Here is a 17,493-nt window from a genome sequence, read left to right on the forward strand (position 1 = left end):
AAAATCACCACTTAACTGCTTTAAATGGCGATTTTATCATTGTTTGCATTACTTTTCTAATCCAATATCACATATCTGCCAAACCCCATGCTTGTATTCTTTCCTATATGCACAAGCTGTCCTGCGATAAGATATTCAAGTGACTCATCGCTTATGTTTCCAAGGACACATTCCCCTTTAATTCCGTGCAATGCAATATGGCTTTTATGTGTATTTGAATATCTGTCAATCTTAGTATGGTACACTTCCTGCTCTTCTATATATGGAAATTCACTTTCAAGATATATTTTTCCTACATCATTTCCCTCCATACAATTTAACAGATATACTCTCCTAATTGCAGCTTCTGTCAATGCCTGTCCGTCAAATTTGTTTAGCCATTGCCCTCTGAATTTCTGTGATAATGGTGTGCAAAATTTCAGTATTTTTCTGTCTGAGCTGTTTAATTTTTTTAATTGATATTCGATATAGTTTGACAGTGTATTTATTATTATTTTGTTATTGTTAATAGCACCATCCTCAAGTATCGGCTGTCTTTTTTCGTTAAATATGCCTGCTATCTCAAATCTGCTTTTTTCTTTTCCTATTCCCTTCATCCCCAGCATATATAATGCCTGCAATATCTGTGAAAAATATATTATAACATTTCCAAATAAGATAATATTTACTTTTAGTTTGTCTCCTCTGCTGAATGTTGTCTGCTTATTTTCACACTCTATTATATATCCCAGACTTTCACCGTTTGTTACATACTCCGGTTTTATTTTTAATGGATGATAAAATATTCTTGGTACAGTACAATCTTCTTTGAATTTACAAGCATTACAACTTCTATCCGACAGGCAATATTGTTCAAGAAGCATTTCTCCCATACCGCCTCTTATCGCCGAAACTTTATTTTCCGGCATTTTTGTGGCTTCTGTGAATTCAAATACTAAATTTATTTTACTGTATCTTATATCGAACTTTTCACTGTTTTTCATCCTACAAACTCTCCACAAATCTCATAAATGCTTTCTGTCCCTCTTCCGTGCGTTTATAAACTCCTGCACATTCAAGCACCTTAACAAATACTTTGCTTATCTCATCATGGATTATATCCATTATATTTTCCGGAGTTATCGTATAATTTTCTATCCACTCATCTACCCAGTCAGCGTGTTTTTCAAGTATCTCATCCGCATGAATATCTTTGTGATTTAAGATTGCATCTGCAAGGTCGCTCATTTCCTTTTTAAGTCTTGCCGGAAGTACCGCAAGTCCCATTACCTCGATAAGTCCAATGTTTTCTTTCTTAATATGATGAAGGTCTGCTGACGGATGGTAAACTCCCCACGGTGCTTCTTTAGTTGTGATGTTGTTGCGGAGCACAAGGTCAAGTTCGTACTTTCCATCACGCATACGGGCAATAGGAGTTATTGTATTGTGTGGTTCTCCGTCTGTCTCGCTGAATATAAATGCGTCTTCATCTGTATATGCTCTCCAGCTTGTAAGAATATGGTCTGCCGCATTTACTATACTGTCTGCATTTTCCCCCTGTAAACGAATTACGGACATAGGCCATTTTACAATTCCTGCTTTTACATCTTCATATCCAGAAATTACAAATGTTTTCTCATAATCAGCTTTTGCCATTGCAAATGTATATCCGCCGCCCTGAAAATGGTCATGACTTAAAATAGAGCCTCCAACTATAGGCAGGTCTGCGTTTGAGCCAGCCATATAATGCGGAAACTGTTTTACAAAATCAAGAATTTTCTTAAATACTGCATGGTCTATTTTCATCGGTGTATGCTCGGCATTAAATATAATGCAATGTTCATTATAATAAACATATGGCGAATACTGCATATAATACTGCTGTCCGTCTAATGTAACAGGAATAATCCTGTGATTTTGTCTTGCAGGATGTGAAAAATGACCTGCATATCCCTCGTTTTCCTTGCACAAAAGACAAGCCGGATAACCAGACTTCTTTGCTTTTCCAGCCTTTGCAATATCTCTTGGATCTTTCTCCGGCTTTGAAAGATTTATGGTAATATCAATCTCGCCGTACTCCGTATCAGTAACCCATTTTTCATCTCTTGCAATTCTGTCTTTTCTTATATAATTGGCTGCCTGGCTGAAACTATAATAAAAATCAGTTGCCGCCTTTGGAGAAACCGCATATTTATCCTTAAATTCTTTCCTCACAATACTTGGCGGCGGAGTTATACAGCCCATTATCTTTGTGTCAAACAAGTCCTTTGCAGTAATCGTATCCTCTTTCATAATACCGTTTTCAAAGGCATACTTCATCATATCTTCAAGTATCTCATGTACCGGTCTGAATGATGCAGCCTTATGTTTCTCTTCTGAGTTTTCACACTTCTGCGACTCACTCAAATCCTTAGTATCAGAATTTTCATTCTTTACATCATATTCCATCACATCAAACAATTCTAAAAGTCTATTTGTAACATAAATCTCATCACATTCCTCAATCAAGCCATTAGCTTTCCCGTATGAAACAAGTTCACTGATATATTTAGTAATCATACTCTCATATCCTCCTGCTGTTTTTAGCAATCCTGTATGCCTGCTTCTTTTTCAAACAGAGAATACAGCACAACAATTCTCATTTATTATCAACTTTAATCAATAACTTTCATTCCACCGTACTTACGAATTTTAAGCACATTGCAAGCACCTTTTCCAAATACTTTATCCATCTTTTCAAGATATTCAGGCACGGCTTCATTTTTAACAAATGCCTGTATTGTTCCTGCAAATCCGCCACCATGCACACGACATACTCCTTTTCCACTCTCAAGTACAGTGTCGCTTATCGCAAGTGCAAGTGATACATTCTGATGTTTTATATCGTTTACAGCATATACATTCTGGAGATACTTGTATGATGAGTCTCCCGACTCTTTTACAAGTTCTAAAAATTCGTCAATCTTTTCTGCCTTTAATGCATCCGCTTCTTTTTGGACACGCTTATTTTCATTTATAAAATGAATTGCACGAAGCACGGCTCTGTCACCACATTTCTGTCTAATCTCAGCTATATTTTCTATCACATCATCCATTGTTATTTCTAAGAGAACTTCTTTTCCAAAATAAGCCGCAACCTCTTTCATTTCCTGTGGTACCGCCGCATAATCTGCCGTAAGGTCTGCATGAGAGCCCTTTGTATCCGTAATACATAAACTGTAACCATACTTATTCATGTCAAATTCAACCTTTTCAACAACCGGTTCTTTTGGTTTTGCAAAATTAACATGAACAAGACTTCCTACAGAACAAGCCATCTGATCCATAAGTCCGCAAGGTTTTCCAAAATATACATTTTCCGCATACTGACCGATAATAGCAATCGTGACCGCATCCATTTTTCCGTCATTGTAAAGCTGTGAAATAATAGTTCCCACAACCGTTTCAAATGCTGCCGATGAGGACAATCCTGCACCTATGAGCACATCACTTGTGACATATGCAGTAAATCCGCCAATATCAAAACCGTGGTCTTTTGCACCTTTGAGCACACCTTTTATCAGGGCTTTTGTTGTTTCTTTTTCGCTTTCTTTATAAGAAATGTCATTTACATCAATAACAATTTCTTTATATGTACCTGAGATAAGATGAATCATGTTGTCATCTGTTTTTCTCGTGACTGCAATAGCGTCCAGATTGATAGATGCCGCTAAAATCTCACCGTGCTGATGGTCTGTATGGTTTCCTCCGACCTCGCTTCTTCCCGGTGCACTGTATATTGCTGCATCTCCCTCGCCATAAAGCTTTTCAAACTTCTCAATCGCTTTTATATAACGCTCTGTCTGATACTCTATCCTGCTCTCATCAACATAAATGTCTGTCAGCAGGTCTTTGTAATCACCTTTCTTTAATGCTTCTTTTATTTCATTTGTTTTTTTCATGCACAAAATCCTCCCAATTTTAATTTTATTTCAACATAAAGCTAAACCTTTCAACATTTAACTCTAATATAATGCCAATTTATTATAATGTCAATAAAAGTTTACTTATTTTTACTAAACTTTTGTAACAATTCAGCCTAAAAAAGATAAGTCAATAATACATGAGCTTGCTCAATGTACTATTGACTTGTTTTTTGGGGCAGAATAGCCTTTCATTTATGAAATGAAGTAAACTCAAGCTGCATAGCAGCGACTGACAGCTTGCTGGCAGGTTTACGAATGTAATAAATGAAGGGCTGAACTGTTACAAACTTTATTGTAAGACATGACTTATCAACAATATCTGAGCCATTATCCTAGTTTACCTTTTGCATTTCCAGATATATTTCCACACTAGAAAACGGGCAGCTATTACAAAATTTATCGTTTGCTCCAAAATAAACTCGACATTTTCAGCATATTGTGTTACCATATGTTTAGTAAACATAAACACATTTAACACTTTGATATGCTTTTTCAACTTGTATATCAGATATTCATAAATCAGACTAACAGAAAGGACGATTTTTATAAATATGCCTACAATCCGTGATATAGCCAAAGCTGCCGGAGTTTCTCCCGGTGCCGTTTCAAGAATATTAAACAACGATACAACACTTCATGTTTCCGCCGGGACACGAAAACGAGTATTGGAAACAGCCAAAAATTTAGATTACAAAAAAATCCCAAGAGCAAACACACCCCTAACCGGAAATTTTTTTACTATGGGAATTGTTTTGTGGTTTTCTGCCGAGGAAGAATTAAAAGACAACTATTATCTTAAAGCAAGACAGGGAGTTGAAGATTTCTGCGTGAAAAACAATATAAATATACTCCGTGTATTTCCGGGTGATTCAGAATATTTTTCTAAATTAAATACCGTTGACGGTCTTATATGTATCGGCAAATTCAGCCGCCTTGAAATCAAAAATTTTATAAACATATGCAGCAATATTGTTTTTCTCGATATGGCAGTAGACGAATTTAATATCACTTCATTATCAATGGATTTTGAACACGCCGTTTACAGTGCACTTGACTTTCTGACGGAACTTGGGCATAGTAAGATTGCATTTTTAGGCGGAAAAGAATATGTAGGCAAACATGAACTTATAACCGACGCCCGCACCACAGCCTACAAAAAATATATGAATCACAGAAAAATGGATTGTGAAACTTATTTTAAAGAGGGAAGTTTTTCTTTTGAATCAGGATTTGACATGATGAATGAACTTTTCCGTGAAAACAATATTCCGACCGCCGTATTTGCAGCAAATGATGTTATTGCACTCGGTGCCATGAAAGCAATCCGTGAAAACGGGCTTAAAATCCCTGATGATATATCCATTATAGGATTTAACGATGAGGAAACAAGTGCTTATATTACGCCGCCGCTCACCACAATCCATGCACCTGCATACGATATGGGACAGCACGGGGCAAATCTTGTATATGTTTCTTCAAATCTTAGCATAAAAACACCGCTTAAGGCTAAAATACCATGTGAACTTGTGGTAAGGGAAAGCTGTAGGAGGATTTAAAAAACACTCGGATTATTTAAATGAAATAATCCGAGTGTTTTTATTCTTATTAGATATTTTAATTTTTTACTTTACTGCAACCAATATCCACTTCTGGCAGTCACCGCCCCAGAAATTCCACTGATTTATATTTCCGCCTGAATTCCTGCTCCAATCATATACATCAAGACCTGATTTACAACTTGATGCCTTTGACAATACCGCATATGTTCCATCTGACTGTTTGCTTAATTTAAACAACTGATTTGTCCCTTTGTTCAGACTGTACTGTACAATGTTGGTTCCGTCCGCAGCACTTCCCATTGCCACATCAAGTGCCTTTGTATAATTTGATGCTCCTGTAAGTATATAGTAATATCCGTCACCATTTGATACTATCTTATATTTCTGTGATGCAAATCCATTATATGCCCACTGCTGGATATTCGCATGGTCTGCCGAACTTCCGTCTGCCACATCTAAATATTTGCCTGAAAACTTGTTTCTTATATAAAATATTCCCTCCGTCTTGCTTACTTTAACTGAATTTTTTGTTCCCCATATCGTCTGATTATTTTTTCCTATCAATGAGAATGTCATAACTTCATTGTGGCTCGGTGTTTCATCTTTCTGCTTGAAAAATACACCTTTATACATCACACCGTCTATAACCATCTGACAGTAATATGTTCCTTTAATATAGCTCCAGCTTCCCGTCACATCCCCGGTGATTTTTCCGTTGGAATTTAATTTTATTTTCTGTGTTGTAAGCATTCCGACATTTTTTGTTGAAGCATCTTTTCCATGATTTACAAATTCATATTCTCCAAGCATATCTGATGCTGAATAACCTGTTTTTGAAATCGTACTTCCGAGATACTCATAAACTGCCGTAACCGGCCAGTTATCCTGATTTAAAAACTGCTGGTGTACTCTCACTTCATGTGACTCATTTCCGCTGTCAAATCTGGTGTGATAAACAAGATATCTCTGATTGTCCGTGTCAATAAATGCTGAGTTGTGACCGGCTGATTTGTAACCCTGCATTATCGGGGTAAAGTTATAATTTCCCATAACTTTTATTCCACGGTCTGCCTGATTTGTTCCTGCTGAAAACACTGCTGAATTTCCTGCGGCATCAACATAATTTCCGTTAATCGTCTTTGAACGATACATTCTTATATGATATCCTCCATCTGCACCAAGCCAGCCATATGTAACATAAAGATAATAATATCCGCTTTCTGCATCATATTGAATATATGGTGCTTCGCCTGACTTTTTATAGCCTCCGGCAATCCTCTTTCCAAAGTATCCATCAGTATCACCACTTGTAGTTTTTGGATATTTCGGCTGACCGGTAGCCGCGTCAAGCTCAAGAATATAAATTCCTCCTGACCATGAACCATATGTCATCCAGAGTTTTCCATTTGCATCAAATAAAATACATGGATCTATCGCATTTGGATAAAAACTGCTATTATATGCTCCATTTGATGAGAACCAGTTTCCAACTTTCTCAACTTTTCCGTTATTTATCAATTTTGGAATATTGGTATTGTTATAGTTTGTATTAACTGTCTTTGTTCCAAGATTAGATTTTGTTGTTACATTTACATCTTCCTTTGTAAATCCAGAATAAACAACTGTATCTACATAAGAGAACGGACCTGTCGCAGACTTCGATACCCCATATCCTATACATGAACGCACAGCCGTTGATGATGTACAATAATAAATCATGTACGCACCCTTACTTCCGTCTTTCCATACATAATTTTTATTGTATATGACATCAGGTGCCCAGACACCGTATCCGCCCTTGCAATCGGAGTCATTGTAACCAGCCCACTGGAATGATGATGCAAGCGACTGTTCAAGTGCTTCATTTTTTGAAGCTTTTGTGCTTCCACTGTTTTTAACAGCCGTCACGAGTTCCCATTTCTGACAGTCACCGCCCCAATAGTTCCATTCATTTATATTTCCACCTGCTGATTTGCTCCAGTCATATACATCAAGACCTGATTTACAATCACTTGCCTTTGTCAAAATCGCATATGTTCCGTCTGCATTCTGAACAATGCGGTATTTTTGCATTTCTCCGCCCCAATAACTCCACTGCATAATGTTAGTGCCGTCTTTTGATGAACCACCGTCAACATCGACACACTTTTTATAGCTTGTCGCACCCGTAAGAATATAATAATAACCATCACCGGTAGAGACAAATTTAAACTTCTGTGCATCAGAACCGTTGTAAGACCACTGACGGATATTTGCTCCATCTTGTGCTGAGCCATTTTCAATATCAAGGTACAATCCACTAAACTTATTTTTGATATAATAAATACCCTCGACATTTTCACTCGCATACAAAGATTTGTTTGTATATCCCTGAGTTCCCATAGCAGACCAGTTTCTCAAATCCTTTGATGATGCCTGTGCCATGTGTGAACCATAAATGTTGTAAGAACCTGTCGATGAATCATAAAAAACTGATGGGTCATGCACGGAAATTCTCGTTGTGTTTGAAGCAGCTGATGAACTTGCCGCCGCATTGGCATCAGCAGGTACAGCCGTCAGACCGGATATGCACATTGCCGCTGCCATAAGTACAGTTGTGATTTTTTTAAGTCTCATTTTCATACTCTCCTTTAGATTTGCCAAGCGGATATTTGTGATACACTCCGCTCTTTGCCTGATAGTGTTAAATACTAAGCCTCCAGAAACTATCCCTTATCCTATTAGACACTTTGCATAAATAATTCTAAATTATTTTATATTTTATGTTGATTATATCAGCATTATTTCATTTTTAAAATACAAAAAAGCAAAAAAGTCATATAATTTTTAATTATTATACAACTTTTTTGCTTATTTTTACTATTTATTAAATTTGTTCTGTTTTATCTAAAACAAAAGAGTCAAAAAATCGCCACTTATATAACTCAATCAATCTCCAAAAGACTAATCCTTTAGAATCGATACATACAAGTGACGATTTCTTTATTTATGCCGCTTAATATCAATATTTATTTCCGATTAATTTACTCCGCAATAATATCCTTTACAACCTCACCAGCAATAATAAGCCCTGCAACCGCCGGCACGAATGCCATACTTCCCGGCACTGATCTTCTCTGCAAACAGGTACGCTGTACCCCTGGAGGGCATATGCAGTGATTTTTGCAATTATCATTTTCATCCTCGATAGGTGTCATAGGTTTTTCTTCCGAATAAACAACTTTAAGCTTTTTAATACCTCGTTTTTTAAGCTCACGGCGCATTACTTTTGCAAGCGGACACACTTTTGTTTTGTAAATATCTGCCACTTTAAATGCACTTGCATCCATCTTATTTCCGGCTCCCATGCAACTTATTATCGGTATATTCATCTCCTGACACTTCATGACAAGTGATATTTTCGCTGTCACGGTATCTACTGCATCTACAACATAATCATACTCTTCAAATGGAAATGTATCTGCATTTTCAGGCAGGAAAAAGGTCTTATAGACATTTACCGTCACTTTGGGATTTATCTCCAAAATACGCTCACGCATAATATCTACTTTGTCCTTTCCGATCGTTTTTCTCGTTGCGATAAGCTGTCGGTTAAGATTTGTAAGGCAGACTTTATCATCATCTATCAGATCTATCTGCTCCACTCCGCTGCGGACAAGTGCATCAACAGTATAACCGCCGACTCCGCCTATACCAAAGATTGCCACTCTTGATTTGTGGAGTTTTTCAATACCTTCTTTACCTATTAATAATTCCGAACGCGAAAATTGATTTTGCATTTTTATTCCTCATTTCTCAATCTTTCTTAAAAAGGGCAAAATTGATATTTTGCCCTTTTATTTTTTACCATATTAATATATACTTTTCAAGTTCTTTGTAAATCCACTAGCAGATTTCTGCTCCTGCCGGCATCTTCTTTTCAGGTGTCATAAGTGAAAGATTTCCGTCTGCATCTTCTGCACAGAGTAACATTCCCTCTGATAATACACCGGCGAGTTTTGCAGGTTTAAGGTTTACAAGTACCATTACTTTTTTGCCTACCATTTCTTCTGCTGAGTAATGTTTCTTTATTCCTGATACTATCTGTTTTACTTCACTTCCGATTTTTACCTGTGAGCAGAGAAGTTTCTTTGATTTCTTTACTTCCTCACACGCAATTATCTCACCTACCTGGAACTGCATTTTCTCAAAGTCATCAAATGTAATTTCAGGTTTTGCTTCTATATCTATTACTTCCTCGTCTGAGCCTGTTTCCTCTGCTGCTCCGGCTGCCGCTTTCTGTGCCGCCTGAATTTCCTCAGCTTTTACAAGTACCTCTTTCACATCCAGTCTCATAAAGAGAATTTCAGGTGCATCTGTCACCTTTGTTCCTGATTCATAAAGACCGAATTTATCCATATCTTCAAGTGCACGCTCTGTTGTATTGAGCTGTTTTAAAATCTTGTCTGTAGTGTCAGGCATAAATGATTTCAAAAGGCTTGCACCGATTGTGATGCTCTCGATAAGGTTGTAAAGAACTGTTGAAAGTCTGTCTTTCTTTGCCTCATCTTTTCCGAGTACCCAAGGCTCTGTCTCATCGATATACTTGTTACATCTCTTAAATATCGTAAATACTTCAGTGATTGCATCAGCAACACGAAGTTTATCCATTTTTTCTTCAACTTTCTTTGGTACTGAGAGTACAAATGACTTAAGTTCATCGTCAACACTTTCCGTAACGCCCTTATCTTCTGCAACTCCGCCAAGATATTTGTTTGTCATTGAAATCGTTCTGTTGACAAGATTTCCAAGTGTATTTGCAAGGTCTGAGTTCATACGCTCAACCATAAGCTCCCATGTAATCACACCATCATTTTCAAATGGCATTTCGTGGAGTACAAAGTAACGAACTGCATCAACTCCGAACATATCTACAAGGTCATCGGCATAGATTACATTTCCTTTTGATTTACTCATCTTGCCCTCGCCCTGAAGCAGCCACGGATGACCGAATACCTGCTTTGGAAGTGGAAGTCCGAGTGCCATAAGCATGATTGGCCAGTAAATTGTGTGAAATCTAAGAATATCCTTACCTATAAGATGAAGGTCAGCAGGCCAGAATTTTTCAAAAAGGTCTGTTCCTGTTTCGCTTGTATCGTTGTTTCCGTCAACATCATATCCAAGTCCCGTGATATAGTTGCTGAGTGCATCCACCCATACATATACGACATGACCCGGATCAAAATCTACCGGAATACCCCATTTGAAAGAAGTACGGGATACACACAAATCCTGAAGTCCCGGAAGAAGGAAGTTGTTCATCATCTCGTTTTTGCGTGACTCAGGCTGAATAAATTCAGGATGTGTATTGATATGCTCAATAAGTCTGTCTGCATAGTTGCTGAGTTTAAGGAAATAAGCCTCCTCTTTTGCAGGCTGACATTCCCTGCCACAGTCAGGACACTTTCCGTCTACAAGCTGTGATGCAGTAAAAAATGACTCACAAGGTGTACAGTACATTCCCTCATAATATCCCTTATAAATATCTCCCTGTTCATATAATTTTTTGAAAATCTTCTGAACCTGTTTCTCATGATATTCATCAGTTGTTCTGATAAATTTATCATATGATGTGTTCATCAAATCCCAGATTGACTTAATCTGTCCTGATACATCATCAACAAATTTCTTTGGTGTTATACCTGCTTCATCAGCTTTAATCTCAATCTTCTGTCCATGCTCATCTGTTCCTGTCTGGAAACGGACATCATATCCCTGCTGTCTTTTAAAACGCACGATACTGTCTGCGAGAACAGCCTCGTAAGTATTTCCGATATGCGGTTTGCCTGATGTGTAGGCAATCGCTGTTGTCAAATAAAATCTCTTTTTCTCTGCCATTTTGAACCTCCAATAAAATAAAAAAAGTCTTTAAGAATAGAAAAATTCTTAAAGACGATCATACCGCGTTACCACTTTAATTTATCCGCACTTCACAATGCGAACCTCAATCACTGCCATCACAGTGCCACGCTTTAACGGGCGTACCCGGTACCTCCTACTTTTATGCTGCTATGCTATCATTTTCATTTACACCTATGGCATAAAATAAATATAATGTTATGTTCAGAGTGTACAGCTCCAAGACCATCTTCTGCTACATTCCATATGCCCTCTCTCAGCAACGGGTCACTCCCTCATACATAACACATAATGTACCAAGCAACGCTACGGGTTCTCTGTAATACTTTCTGTAACATACTTTTCTTTTCACAGCCTTTTTCATTTATAGATAAATGTATTTTAATATGTGGGGTAATTTTTGTCAACTGTTATATTGTGCTTTCAAAACTATTTGCAGTATATATTTTTATACAGAAAAAGCGTCTGCGGAAAACAGACGCTAAATTTCATATAATGGACAGCGGAACGGAATACACCGCCTGCTAATTGTATTATCGATTGTTGTTTTTTATAATATCCTCTATTTCTTCCTCACCCAGCTCCACAATTTCCGCTATCTGCTCTGTCGTATAGCCTTTTTTATACATATTCATAACAACCTTTTCATTGTTCCTTTTCTCAGCTCTTGCCTCGCCTCTCGCTTCGCCCCTTGCCTCGCCTCTTGCTTCGCCCCTTGCCTCAGCTCTTTCTTCTATTCCTAAACTCAGATTACACATAACGCTCACATCCTCTCTCAACTCTGTATCAACTGGAATATTATACTCTTTCTCAAGAATATCAAACTTCTGATTTTTCTGTATTTCATTTGAAAGCAATGCACAAATCAAACGATGTAGTTCATATTTCTCATCTTTTTCCGGAAGTTCGTTTGTTATCCCTATCATCACAATGTTTAATAAATCAAGATTTCCTTTCCATTGATAAGTTTCTAGTATTTCATCTTTTGTAAGATGAATATGCGCCATACTGTTATTTCCCATATTCATGCAAACCCATATGCTGAATACCTGTTTTATATCATCATAGTTTGAATTTACAAAATCTCTTTCTTTTTGTGATGATATAAGTCTGCTAGCATAAAAGATTGCCCTGTTTAATATGCTATATGCAGTTGGTTCATCTTTTTGACATTCTATGTTCACTATAACCTTTGACAATTTATTTTCTTCTTTATCGGGTGATGGTATCCTTACATAAAATACTATATCAAACCTTATCATGCCCTCATTTATCTCAGCATTTTCTGTATTAAATCCTACTATTCTCTGTCCCGTTTCATTTGTTCTTTCTGCATTTGTTAAACCCAGCTCAACTGGTACAATCCCTATCTCTAGGTCACCCTCAATATAGTTTGCCACTTCACTCGGATTCATATCCTTAAATTCAGCAACAGTTTTTACTAATATATTTGCCAGTATGCTTTTTTGTGCAAGCAATCTTTTTGCATAAGTATCATACTGTATTTTTGCATCTGCTGCGGTTATTGCATTTTTTATTTCGGTATTCGTTTTACCCCCATTTTTGCACACATTTTTTGTATTAATCTTATTATAAACAAGGACTGCTTTGAAATCAACTGAATTTTTATAGAGTGTTGCCGATTACATTAATTAAAGGTACAGTTTTATATAAAAACAAAATTAAAAATAATCACCATTTTATGATTATATTAAAAAATACCACAGAATAAACTATAAAATCGTCATATTCTATGGCATTTATTTTTTTGAACTAAACCACTTAACTGTAATTTTCCTTATTTTTGAAAATGCTCCATAAACTTCTTCTCCATTTTCGTACATTGCGAATGAGCGAACTCTTATATAATATACTCTTTTGGGTTTAAATTACTTATTTTAATTTTATTGCTTGTCTTTTTTAAAGTTTTAACACCTTTAAATATCATCTTTTAATATGCTTTTATATTCCAACAATCTATTTTAAGTATTCAGGTAACTTTGTCCTCTCAAATAGTAACAATCACATCTCCACCACTTCGTCCGCAATTCCCATTGTTGATTTTCTATGCGACACAAGCACTACCGTCTTATTTTTATCTTTTCCTTCTTCTTTTACCGCTTTCAATATAACTCCCTCATTGAGTGAATCGAGATTGCTGGTCGGTTCATCCATCAAAAGCAGTGGTGCATCATGAAGAAATGCCCTCGCAATTCCTATCCTCTGTTTTTCTCCGCCCGACAGGGTATCTCCAAGTTCACCGACCTGCGTATCATATCCGTTTGGCAGACTTATGATAAAATCGTGAAGTGATGCTTTTTTTGCCGCAGCAATGATTTCTTCCGTTGTCGCTCCAATTTTTGCAATGCCTATGTTTGCGGCTATCGTATCATGAAATATATCTGTTTCCTGTGTTACAAAGCTCTCATAATCCCTGAGTTTTTTTGTTGAAATCTCTTTTACATTCTTTCCTGAAATCTCAACTTCTCCACTGTCTGTATCCCAAAAACGCATCAGAAGTTTAAGTATTGTCGATTTGCCGCAGCCGCTCACTCCGTGAAGTCCTGTTATTTTTCCTTTTTTTATCTCCATACTAAAATTTTTGAGAATATTTTCATTTTCATATGCAAATGTTACATTCTTTAAGGCTGCTATCTGCTTGTTTTTTCTGTCAGCAGAATTTTCTGTTCTATTTTTGTCTAAAATTGTTTCTGTAGCTTCTGCCGTAACATTTTTTTCATCTGACATAAGTTTAGTATCTACCACTTGTTCACCGGTAAATTTTGTACTCTTATCACCATACACTGCTTTACCATCTGACGCTTCGTCTTCCCATACTTCCTCTACCACAGGATTTTCTTCAATGACTGACAGCACCCTCTCACCGCTTGCAAGTGTCTGATTTAGATTGTTTGACAGACTTGCAAGTGCGACAACGGGACCAAATGACCCCATCATTGCCACTGTGCAGGTGACTACTGCGTCAAAACCAATCTCACCCTGCCGGTACATTTCTCCCATGAGAAAAAGCATCCCAAATGACGCAAGAAGTATGACAAAGTTTGTGACTGCACGCTGTGTTCCCTCTAAACGGCTTAATTTTCTTTGCATTTTTCCGAGTTTTTCAGAGCGTTCCTGCATCTCATGTCTTTTCTCTTTTCCCATACCGTACTGTATGGTTTCTGAAAGTCCTCTGAGTGCACTAAGTACAAAGCTGTTTAATTCGCCGAACGAGGTTCTAAATTCCATTCCCGTCTGACCGCCACGCTTTCCATTCCAAAGCGGAATAAAAATTCCTACTATTATATATACTGCTGCCGCATAAACCGCCGCAACAGGGCTGTATCTTCCCATAAATATTACCATTACAGCCGATGTAAGCAATGCTATCATTATCGGAGATATTGTATGTGCATAAAACACCTCCAGCAACTCTATATCCGTAGTTATGACTGATATAAGATTTCCCTTGTCTCTGCCCTCAAGTTTTGCAGGACATAATCTCCTGAGTGCCGCAAATACTTTATGCCTTATTATCGCAAGCAGTTTAAATGCAATAAAGTGATTGCAATACTGCTCCGCATAATGAAGCACACCTCTCATGACTGCCGCCATTCCCATAATGATAAATAGTGTTTTTATGCTCATGTCTGAAAATACCGTTGCAGGCTCTCCAAGTCCTTTTAAAAGCACCTGACTTGCAAGTATCGTGAGAAAGATTGCACACAGATACCCTATAACACCAAGCAATATCGCAAGCAGCATTATATGAAGAAGCGGTGCAACAAGACCGATAAGCTGCCCCATTATCTTAACGGCACTTCTTCTTTTTTTAACTGATTTCTCTACAGACATCATCATCCTCCTTTCCGAACTCCTCCATTTTTCTCTGACTCTCAAAAAGCCTGAAATATTCTCCACTTTTTTTCATTAACTGCTCATGCGTACCACTTTCCGCTATCTCTCCGTCTTTAAGCATATAAATATTATCTGATGATATTACATTGAACAGACGGTGTGATATTAAAAGCACCGTTTTTGTTTTTGCAAGTTCGTGTATCGCATCCATTATCATGCCCTCACTCTCGGCATCAATATTTGAGGCAGCCTCATCAAATATATACATCTCGCTATCATGCAAAATCGCTCTTGCAATACAAAGCCTCTGACACTGACCGCCTGAAAGATTATCGCCCTTTTCAGCAATCTCCATATCAAGTCCGCCGTTCTCGCTCACAAAATCCCAGAGATTTACTTTTATCAAAACCGCTTTAAGTTTCTCATCGTCTGCACCTAAATCAGCCATGATAAGATTTTCCCTCACCGTCCCCTTAAAAAGATAACTATTATGTCTCACAACTGTCACATGACGCATCAGTTCACTCTCCGCTATATCTCCTATCGGAACACCGCTGAGCGTGAGTCTGCCGTTAAATTTTTTATTCTTTCCTGAAATAAGTCCCGCTATCGTACTTTTTCCACAGCCCGACTCACCGACGAGCGATACGAATGAACCCGGTGAAATATCAAGCGATACATCATTTAAAATCTTTCGGTCACTGTTGTATGAAAAATTTACATCCTCAAAACGCACTGACAGATTTTTAAGCTGTTCTTTAGTAAATATGACTTTTCCTGTCTTATCTTCCTCTAAATCAAGAAGTCCGAAAATCTTGTCACTCGCCGCCATTCCGTTCATTGCGATATGAAAAAATGAACCGAGAAGTCTCAGCGGTATAAAAAATTCACTTGCTAAAAGTACAATGCAAAGTGTCTGTTCAAGTGTTATATTTCCTTTTAAAAACTCACTTAAAGCCACTATCATTCCGACTACCGCCCCACCGTACGCAACAATATCCATCACGCTTGTTGAATTAAGCTGCATTGTCAGAACTTTCATCGTAATCTTCCTGAACTCTGCTGCCTCCTCGTCCATCTGCTCAGCTTTCATGCCGTCAGCCTGGTAAATCTTAAGCGTTGTAAGTCCCTGAAGATTTTCAAGAAACGAGTCGCCAAGTTCCGTGTATATTCCCCAATAATTATTTAAAAGTTTTTTTGCAATTTTTTGAACTGCCACAATCGAAGCAGGGATTAAAGGCACACAGAGGAGAAGAACAACACCCGCCTTTATGCTCGCCTTTGCCGCAAGCACGATAAAAAGCGTAACAGGTGCAAGAATACTGTAAAAAAGCTGTGGAAGATATTTGCCAAAATAAATTTCAAGCTGTTCGACACCCTCCGTTGAAAGCTGCACCACCTCGGAAGTCGCAATTTTTTCATTGTAGGACACACCGAGTTTTAGCAATTTTTCATAAATTTTATCCCTCAAAATACATTTCACATCAACGCTCGCTTTATATGACGCTCCCACCGCCATCTTGTCACATAAAAAACGCACAACAAGAACCGCCGCAAACACGCAGGCACACTTAACAATATCACCCGATGCTGCTTTTTTTGCATACAGTTTTCCAAACAGTCCCGCTATCGTAAACACCGAAACCACCTGTGCAATAAGTGCCATCCACTGCCACATCACATTGTAGACTATATATTTTTTTGCATGGGATAATAACCTCACAAGTCTTGTTTTTATCATGTCATTCCCCGTCCCTTCATATTGATTATTACTGTTCATGCACAGCAATATTTTGATATGTTATCTATTTTTCCGTCAATTCCCGCGGAATTTCTTCTGTTTCTTTTTCAGTTTTAATATAAAAAATAAAATAAATCACATGACAGAGCCATACAACGGCAAGACATATTCTTCCGACAGGCACCCTGCTCATCATTATAAAACCAAATGCCATAACAATAGTGACACTTCCCATAATGGTACACTTGCTTTTTACCGTCATTGACCTTTTCTGAACAAAACTTTCAAGATGCTTTTTGTAAAGTCCGGTTGATGTAAACCAGGAATGAAGCCTTTCTGAGCTTTTTGCAAAACAAAATACCGTTGCCATATAAAACGGTACTGTAGGCAGTATAGGAAGTACGATTCCTATCGTGCCAAGTGCAAGACTCAAAAATCCCAAAAGCACCCACAAAAATTTAAGCGGGTTTATTTTATTATTCATATAAATCTC

The 17,493-nt window shown here is 37.5% G+C and carries 11 protein-coding genes; 1 reads left to right on the top strand and 10 read right to left on the bottom strand.

Going from position 1 to position 17,493, the window contains the following annotated elements; translation table 11 throughout:
• Positions 1–56 precede the first annotated feature (56 nt).
• From cas6 to DWZ63_RS14280, 3 genes are all read right to left on the bottom strand, one after another.
• Positions 57–983 carry a CRISPR system precrRNA processing endoribonuclease RAMP protein Cas6 gene (gene cas6, locus DWZ63_RS14270; RefSeq protein ID WP_118500232.1) on the bottom strand — a complete coding sequence of 309 codons (927 nt, stop codon included), beginning with the start codon at positions 981–983 and terminating at the stop codon, positions 57–59.
• Between the two features lies 1 nt (position 984).
• Complete coding sequence (gene galT, locus DWZ63_RS14275; RefSeq protein ID WP_118500233.1) at positions 985–2,538, bottom strand: UDP-glucose--hexose-1-phosphate uridylyltransferase; 1,554 nt, start codon at positions 2,536–2,538, stop codon at positions 985–987.
• Between the two features lie 95 nt (positions 2,539–2,633).
• A complete protein-coding gene (locus tag DWZ63_RS14280) occupies positions 2,634–3,920 on the bottom strand; it encodes a galactokinase family protein (RefSeq protein ID WP_118500234.1) in 1,287 nt (428 codons plus the stop codon).
• 575 nt (positions 3,921–4,495) lie between these two features.
• Between DWZ63_RS14280 and DWZ63_RS14285 the strand changes: the two genes are divergently transcribed.
• Positions 4,496–5,500, top strand: coding sequence for a LacI family DNA-binding transcriptional regulator (locus tag DWZ63_RS14285; protein WP_118500235.1), 1,005 nt, complete (start codon positions 4,496–4,498; stop codon positions 5,498–5,500).
• Between the two features lie 66 nt (positions 5,501–5,566).
• Here DWZ63_RS14285 and DWZ63_RS14290 read toward each other — a convergent pair whose 3' ends face one another.
• From DWZ63_RS14290 to DWZ63_RS14320, 7 genes are all read right to left on the bottom strand, one after another.
• Positions 5,567–8,119, bottom strand: coding sequence for an RICIN domain-containing protein (locus DWZ63_RS14290; RefSeq protein WP_243020655.1), 2,553 nt, complete (start codon positions 8,117–8,119; stop codon positions 5,567–5,569).
• 407 nt (positions 8,120–8,526) lie between these two features.
• Positions 8,527–9,282, bottom strand: coding sequence for a tRNA threonylcarbamoyladenosine dehydratase (locus DWZ63_RS14295; protein WP_118500237.1), 756 nt, complete (start codon positions 9,280–9,282; stop codon positions 8,527–8,529).
• A 106-nt stretch (positions 9,283–9,388) separates the two neighbouring features.
• Positions 9,389–11,380, bottom strand: coding sequence for a methionine--tRNA ligase (metG, locus tag DWZ63_RS14300; RefSeq protein WP_118500238.1), 1,992 nt, complete (start codon positions 11,378–11,380; stop codon positions 9,389–9,391).
• A gap of 554 nt (positions 11,381–11,934) precedes the next feature.
• Entirely contained in the window at positions 11,935–12,972 is a 1,038-nt protein-coding gene (locus DWZ63_RS14305) for a hypothetical protein (protein ID WP_118500239.1), read from the bottom strand.
• 451 nt (positions 12,973–13,423) lie between these two features.
• Complete coding sequence (locus DWZ63_RS14310) at positions 13,424–15,256, bottom strand: ABC transporter ATP-binding protein (RefSeq protein ID WP_347474877.1); 1,833 nt, start codon at positions 15,254–15,256, stop codon at positions 13,424–13,426.
• Positions 15,234–17,000, bottom strand: a complete 1,767-nt coding sequence (locus DWZ63_RS14315; protein ID WP_118500241.1) for an ABC transporter ATP-binding protein/permease — start codon at positions 16,998–17,000, stop codon at positions 15,234–15,236. The genes DWZ63_RS14310 and DWZ63_RS14315 overlap by 23 nt, the downstream gene beginning before the upstream one ends.
• 64 nt (positions 17,001–17,064) lie before the next feature.
• On the bottom strand, positions 17,065–17,484 hold the full coding sequence (locus DWZ63_RS14320; protein WP_118500249.1) for a YbaN family protein: 420 nt from the start codon (positions 17,482–17,484) through the stop codon (positions 17,065–17,067).
• Positions 17,485–17,493 lie beyond the last annotated feature (9 nt).

This window comes from Clostridium sp. AF34-13, assembly GCF_003477845.1.
GTDB lineage: Bacteria > Bacillota > Clostridia > Lachnospirales > Lachnospiraceae > Butyribacter > Butyribacter intestini.

What these genes read in the sequence shown, in the direction of transcription:
- DWZ63_RS14280 (WP_118500234.1), bottom strand. Translation starts at nt 3,920, where the DNA reads ATGAAAAAAACAAATGAAATAAAAGAAGCATTAAAGAAAGGTGATTAC.
- galT (WP_118500233.1), bottom strand. Translation starts at nt 2,538, where the DNA reads ATGATTACTAAATATATCAGTGAACTTGTTTCATACGGGAAAGCTAAT.
- metG (WP_118500238.1), bottom strand. Translation starts at nt 11,380, where the DNA reads ATGGCAGAGAAAAAGAGATTTTATTTGACAACAGCGATTGCCTACACA.
- DWZ63_RS14285 (WP_118500235.1), top strand. Translation starts at nt 4,496, where the DNA reads ATGCCTACAATCCGTGATATAGCCAAAGCTGCCGGAGTTTCTCCCGGT.
- DWZ63_RS14315 (WP_118500241.1), bottom strand. Translation starts at nt 17,000, where the DNA reads ATGATAAAAACAAGACTTGTGAGGTTATTATCCCATGCAAAAAAATAT.
- DWZ63_RS14310 (WP_347474877.1), bottom strand. Translation starts at nt 15,256, where the DNA reads ATGTCTGTAGAGAAATCAGTTAAAAAAAGAAGAAGTGCCGTTAAGATA.
- DWZ63_RS14295 (WP_118500237.1), bottom strand. Translation starts at nt 9,282, where the DNA reads ATGCAAAATCAATTTTCGCGTTCGGAATTATTAATAGGTAAAGAAGGT.
- DWZ63_RS14320 (WP_118500249.1), bottom strand. Translation starts at nt 17,484, where the DNA reads ATGAATAATAAAATAAACCCGCTTAAATTTTTGTGGGTGCTTTTGGGA.
- cas6 (WP_118500232.1), bottom strand. Translation starts at nt 983, where the DNA reads ATGAAAAACAGTGAAAAGTTCGATATAAGATACAGTAAAATAAATTTA.
- DWZ63_RS14290 (WP_243020655.1), bottom strand. Translation starts at nt 8,119, where the DNA reads ATGAGACTTAAAAAAATCACAACTGTACTTATGGCAGCGGCAATGTGC.